Source organism: Pedobacter sp. MR2016-19, from assembly GCF_014947265.1.
Taxonomy (GTDB): Bacteria; Bacteroidota; Bacteroidia; order Sphingobacteriales; family Sphingobacteriaceae; genus Pedobacter.
Window position 1 is genome coordinate 22,330 of the sequence record NZ_JADCNK010000034.1, and the last position, 6,572, is coordinate 28,901.

A 6,572-nucleotide genomic window follows, 5' to 3' on the forward strand; every position below is an offset into this window, starting at 1 on the left:
ACTAAACCTCCGGATTTGCCAGTTTACTATGTCTGTAACCATAGGCAAAATAAACCACAAGCCCAACTACCAGCCAGATGCCGAAACCGATCCAGTTTGAAATACCAAGTTCGCACATCATGTATAAACAGCTGATCAATCCCAAAACAGGAATTAATGATAAGTTTTTGGTAATGCAATAGTAGGTGATGACCACGCAGATAATCAAGAAAATCCACATTGGGATTTTGTGCTTAAATAAACCCCAGCCACTTTCGTATTTCTTCTCTACAGGTATTTTTGAGGCTGAAATAAACTGCTCATAACGATCAGCAGGTAATGCACTTAGATAAGATTCTGCATCTACTTTTTCTGTCAATAAAATTTGTGGCGCAGCATTTTTAACAATTTCCTCTTTAACAATTTTTAGTTCATCGCCACTTAGAGAAGTAACAAAAGTTACGGTTTGGATGGTTTTAGGCGAGTTGAAAAAGAAAGCTTTCGTCTCTTTTCCATATTGTGTGAACGCGAAAATAATCGTCGCAATTAAGGCGATTGGAACAATAAATTTACTGTTTAAATAAGGTATCTTAAACTTTCCGCGTTGAACATCAGGCCTGTTCTGTAATACTAAAACCCCTGCACAAACCAATACGAAAGCGAAAAGTGTTCCGATAGAACAAAGATCGGTAACGATGGTCAGGTTCATAAACAATGATGGTACAGCAACTACAAAACCTACTACAATAGTTGCAAATGAAGGTGTTTTGTATTTCGGGTGAATTTTAGAAAAAGATTTTGGTAATAACCCGTCTCTGCTCATGCTCATCCAGATCCGTGGTTGACCCATCTGAAAAACCAAAAGTACACTTGCCATGGCAAATACCGCACTTACAGCAATAATACCACTCATTAATTTTAAGTTAATCTGATCAAAAACAAATGCTAAGGGATCGCCAACGGCTAAAGTGTCTGATTTAACAATGCCAGTTAAAACCAATGCAATTGCCACATAAAGGATGGTACAGATAATAATGGCCCACATCATTCCACGGGGCAAATCGCGTTGTGGGTTTTTACATTCTTCAGCAGTTGTAGAAATGGCATCGAAACCGATATAAGCAAAAAACACTGCCGAAACGCCCTTTAGAACTCCTGCAACACCATTAGGCGCAAATGGATCCCAGTTTTTTGTATCTACATAAAATATACCTACTGCCAATACCAAAAGAATTACGGCAAGCTTAACCACAACCATGGCATTGCTGGCATTGCGACTCTCTTTCATGCCACGATAAATTAACCAGGTAATTAAAATGATGATGCCTAAGGCAGGGATATCTGCGACGATGTGAAAACTACCGATTTTTGGAGCGGTAAGCCATGCATTATTCGCTAAAGCTGTAGCCGGATCTAAATCTGCCAGGTTTTTTCCAGCGGCTAACAGCGCTTCAGCATGTTGATGTCCGTTATAAGCGCTTAAATAGTCCATTGTCATCCAATCGGGTACATGGATGCCATCTATGCCGAGGGGAGGTATTTTGATGGTTGATAGTAATCCGGTAAAGTAATCAGACCAGGATATCGCCACTGTAATATTACCGATGGAATACTCCATAATGAGCGACCATCCGATAATCCAGGCCACCAATTCTCCGAAGGCAACATAAGAATAGGTGTAGGCACTGCCAGAAACAGGTACCATTGAAGCAAACTCTGCGTAAGCAAAAGCTGCAAAACTACAGGCTACCGCTGTAAAAATAAATAAAAAGATTACTGCCGGACCGCCGTCTGCACTTGCTTTGCCAATCGTACTAAAAATTCCTGCTCCAATAATCGCTGCAATTCCAAAAGCTGTTAAGTCGCGTACACCGAGTGTTTTATGTAGTGTATTTTCGTGGTCGCCATAGCCGTTTGCCGCATCTTTTAATATCTTGGAAATAGATTTCTTTCTGAATAGCTTTTCGAACATCTTTTGTTTGCTTGTTTCTTCAAACTTATAAAAAGTTTGGTTAAAAACGTTTAAAGCAGGATATAATTTTCAATACACTAGGTTTCTATGTTAAAATGGCATCTTAAAAAAGGCATTTATTAGATTAAAGTAAAAATTTGTAATTATTTGCCGTGAATAATCCTTTGTTTGATTTGCATAATTTTAGGGTGGGTGAAAGTCTTATTTTTGCAGTCAATAATCAATCAAATAACTAAGAACGCGTAAATAGATGTTTGATTGGAATATTTATATACGATTATAGTACCAATATGCATTCAAATACAGCACAAATAAAATACATTAAGGAACGTCACCAGGGTTTAGCTACTCTACTGGCCTTTGCCTTAATTCCATTGTCAGGTTTTGCTACCGATATTTACATTCCCTCGTTACCAACTATGGCAGGCGAAATGCAGGTAAGCAGTGTTCAGGTTCAACTTACATTAAGTATCTTTTTAATTAGTTATGGTGTTTCGCAACTTTTTATCGGGAGCGTGCTCGATAGCTTTGGCAGGTATAAGATCTGCCTGTATGCGTTACTGATTTTTGCAGCGGCAAGTATTGTTATTGCCACAACCCATAATATTTATCTCATTTATGTAATGCGCGTTATCCACGGGCTTACTGTTGGCGCAATTGTGGTGGCCAAAAGGGCATACTTTGTCGATCTCTTCGAAGGCGACCAGTTAAAACACTACCTCAGTCTGTTTTCCATTATCTGGTCTACCGGACCAATTGTAGCACCTTTTATTGGTGGTTACTTGCAAACAGCATTTGGCTGGGAATCTAATTTCTATTTCTTAGCTGGTTTTGCACTTGTTTTTGCGGTTCTGGAGTTGTTGTTTAGTGGCGAAACACTAAAGCATTTTACCGCTTTTCAACTGAAAAAAATCACCGGTATTTATATCGAAATGATCAAAACAACAAGTTTTACACTGGGTATCGTGATGTTGGGCTTAGCTTATTGTATGGTGATGGTTTACAATATGACCGGTCCGTTTATTATTGAGCACCACTTTAATTTTTCGCCGGTTATTGCAGGTTATAGTTCCTTATTTTTAGGTTTTGCGTGGATGGTTGGCGGCTTTATTGGCAAGGCCACCATTAATAAACCTTTCTTTAAACGATTAATGATCAATTCGTTGTTTCAGGTTGCTTTTGTAGTCCTGATGATTGTAAGCTTAAATTTTGTTTCTAATATCTGGTCGTTAATTTTCTTTGCTTTTTTGATCCATGTCGGAGCAGGCTTTACCTTTAATAATTACTTTACCTTCTGTCTGAGCAAATTCCCAAAAAATGCAGGCATTGCAGGCGGCTTAACGGGAGGGATTACCTATGTGATTGTTTCTTTTTTGAGTTATGGTATCGTAAACCTGATTCCTGCCAAAGATGAACGTAACCTAAGCTATAGTTATCTGATCATGATCCTAATATCGGTTTTAGTGATGTTTATTATTCTAAGGATTCGAAAAAAAGATGAAGTGTAATTTGTTATTTGATCCGGCCTTGCTCATCAGTTACGCTGGTTTTTCGCTCTCGGGTACCTTTAATACTGCTGCTGCCAAAAATGTAATTTAAACTGAGTCTGTAAACCCTGCTTTCTTGTTTTTGCGTGAGGTTATAATCTAAACCCGAAAGTGCACTGCTGATTCTTGCTTTTCTGGTATCGAAAACATCGTTAGCAGCAAGTTTAACATTGAGTTTTTTATCAAGGAATGATTTTTTGATTCCAAAATCCACTCCATAATAGGGCTTGATCGCATAAGTGCCATAAATCTGCGAGGAGGCATATTCTCCTGAAAGTTCTGCTGATGTTGACGGGCTTAGGGTAAAAGTGTGACTGCTATTGATCATAAAATTCACTTTCTTTCTGTCGTATACACCATCACCTAAATTTGCGGTTTTGATCTGGTTATAGGTACTGGTAAGTGTATTATCCATGCTCCAGAATTTGGTAATGGTGGTAGGATAGCCGATTGTTAAATCGTAAGCATATTGTTTATCGAGGTTTTGCACGGTTTGGTACAGTGTTTTCTTCTCATGATCTGGCAGCAAAACGTCAATAATTAAGTCGTTGGTGATGCTGTATCCCAATGAAATATTTAATGTTTTTTTATAATTATATGCCAGTTGAAAAGCATTGGTGTACTGCGGGTTAAGAAAGGGATTTCCCTGACTAAAAGTATATAAATCAACAAAATAAACAAAAGGGTTAAGTGATTTATAATCAGGTCGATCTATCCTTCTGCTGTATGAAAACCCGATTTCATGATTAGCATTTAGGCTTTGGTTGATGTTAAAACTTGGGAAGAAATCAAAATAACTGCGTTTTACAATCTTATTGTCGTTAATCGAATTCCCTTTTGAGTTGGTTTGTTCCGTTCGTAAACCAATTTCAACACTAGTCGATTTAAATTCATGCTTTAAGGTTGCATAAGCGGCATTGATGTTTTCGTCGTAAATAAAACGGTTACTTCTGCCTGCATCATTCTTCCAATCTGTTCCAATCAGGTTTTCGAATTGAAAATCATTATCTGTACTCACCCAGCTACTTTTTAAGCCGGCATCTAATTTAGTTTTCGCGCTGATTGGAAGTACATAGTCAATTTTTGCAGCCTTGATTTTAATAAAAGATGGGGTAGCATTTCTAAAGATGGCGGGCGATTTATGGTTCAAGCCATTTTGATCTAAAAAGGAATTTTGATAAATGGTATTTTCCTCACTGTGGTATTTGGCATAATCTAAATCGATAGAAAATTCCTGACCTAACGTATCCATAACACTTTTGTAATTGAGGTTGTAAGCCTGATTGCGGTATTTATTCCTTGCGGGGTTATCGGCAACGATAGAAGAATCAACCTTTGTAAAACTTTGCCCAATAGCGGTAAGGCCATTAGATGCATCGTGACCATTGTTAAAATAACCTGTAGTGAGGAAACCTAAAGTGTTTTTATCGTTGATGAAATAATCAATCCCGGCTTTGTAATTGTTGTTATGTGTGGATCTGGTCTGTGTATTCGATTGATGGAAATAGGTATTTTGATCGCTGCCATTTACTACCCTCAAAATGTCCAGGTTTTCGGTGGCTTTATTGTTGTTATTGGCGAAGCTGCCAAAAACATTAAAGTTTTTGTTTCGATGGTTAATGGATATCCCGGCATCGCTTTTTGAATTCTTGCCATATCCGAAACCTAAGTCAACATTTCCATTTGTACCGTAACTGGCGTTCTTTTTTAACCGAATATTGAGTAGCCCTGCGTTTCCTTCAGCATCGTATTTAGAAGAAGGACTGGTAATCAGTTCGATTGTTTTTATTTCGTTACTATTTAACGATCGTAATCTGGTAGCCAATTGTTCGGCCGATAAATAGGTCGATTTTCCATCAATAAGCACATTGACGCCAGATCTGCCTCTGATACTGATTATCCCATCCTGATTAACCGTTACACCAGGCATTTTAGCAAGCACTTCGAGGGCAGTATTTCCGGTCGAAACAATACTGTTCTCTATATTCATCAGCGTTTTATCGTTATGGCGTTCTATTAAAGGCTTGCGGCCAGCAATAACAACACTTTCCAGTTCATTTATATCCGGTTGTAACGTAAAACTTAAATTGATATCGGTTTTGTCTGGCGCTAACTCTACAGTTTCTAAAAGGGTTTTATAACCAAGTGATTTAACTTCTACTGTACACTTACCCGACGGGAAATTATCCAATGTAAAATTTCCTTGTTCGTTAGTTGTCACGGTTTTGATCAGGGAAGAGTCTGTTGCACTTTTAAATGTGAGCGTAGCCAAAATTTTTGTGTTGTTTTTAGAGGCGACTGTTCCTGTAACATGGTTTTTTACGGTTTGGGCATAAAGCAGATTGACACAAAATAAAGCAAGTATCGTGAAGAAGCGAGCGAATATTTTCATTGTTAATTAGGATCTGATGGTTAGTTTTTCCTTTTATCTGATTAGGAATTAAACGAAACTAGATCATTAGTTGCATTAATTGGTAGATTTTAACAATGTTTAACCCAATTAACATTTTTTTACATACTTAATTTCCGTGCCTTCTGTGTTTCCATGGCAAAAAACGCTTAGCGAGATGCTAATGCCAGTTGATTCTCTCTCGGGTTGTCACGCTGAGCGGAGTCGAAGCGTCTTTTGCATTATCCATACTCTTTGATAAGAATTAAACTTTAGTCTTAGCGAGAAGATAAGACTAGTTAAGATGCCGTTAAAGTGATTGGAACTAAGATTCTTTTTTTGGAGAGCAGCGTCTGCACTATGTAGTTTGGGTTCCGTCCTGCTGTACGCTACAATCCTTTTGGGAAATTGTTGATAAAAATAATTTATCCATTAACCAAAAGGGATTTTCACTTCCATCAGGTCTGTTATTTGGGTACTGCAGATGAAACACAGGTTTTGATTACCCAAAAAACATTTTAGTACGCTGAGGTTCTGCATTCTTTCTTAATTTCCGTGCCTTCTGTGTTTCCGTGGCAAAAAACGCTTAGCGAGATGTTAATGCCATTTAACAGAATTAAACTCAAGTCTTAGCGAGACGCTAACAATGCTATTAAGTTAAGCTATTTATATGTCTGGTGCAACC

3 protein-coding genes are annotated in these 6,572 nt (G+C 37.9%); 1 reads left to right on the plus strand and 2 read right to left on the minus strand.

What is annotated here, in order from left to right:
- Position 1: 1 nt before the first annotated feature.
- A complete protein-coding gene (locus tag IM793_RS24100) occupies positions 2–1,951 on the minus strand; it encodes an amino acid permease (protein ID WP_193425978.1) in 1,950 nt (649 codons plus the stop codon).
- Positions 1,952–2,241: 290 nt separating this feature from the next.
- Here IM793_RS24100 and IM793_RS24105 point away from each other — a divergent pair, with 290 nt between their 5' ends.
- Positions 2,242–3,459 (plus strand): MFS transporter, encoded by a 1,218-nt coding sequence (locus IM793_RS24105; protein WP_193425980.1) that lies wholly within the window; start codon positions 2,242–2,244, stop codon positions 3,457–3,459.
- Between the two features lie 4 nt (positions 3,460–3,463).
- On the opposite strand, the gene IM793_RS24110 is transcribed toward IM793_RS24105, so the two are convergent.
- Positions 3,464–5,890: an outer membrane beta-barrel family protein gene (locus tag IM793_RS24110; protein WP_193425983.1), complete on the minus strand. Its 2,427-nt coding sequence runs from the start codon at positions 5,888–5,890 to the stop codon at positions 3,464–3,466.
- Positions 5,891–6,572: the final 682 nt, after the last annotated feature.

Coding starts and splice junctions, on each gene's coding strand:
- IM793_RS24100 (WP_193425978.1), bottom strand. CDS start 1,951: ATGTTCGAAAAGCTATTCAGAAAGAAATCTATTTCCAAGATATTAAAA.
- IM793_RS24105 (WP_193425980.1), top strand. CDS start 2,242: ATGCATTCAAATACAGCACAAATAAAATACATTAAGGAACGTCACCAG.
- IM793_RS24110 (WP_193425983.1), bottom strand. CDS start 5,890: ATGAAAATATTCGCTCGCTTCTTCACGATACTTGCTTTATTTTGTGTC.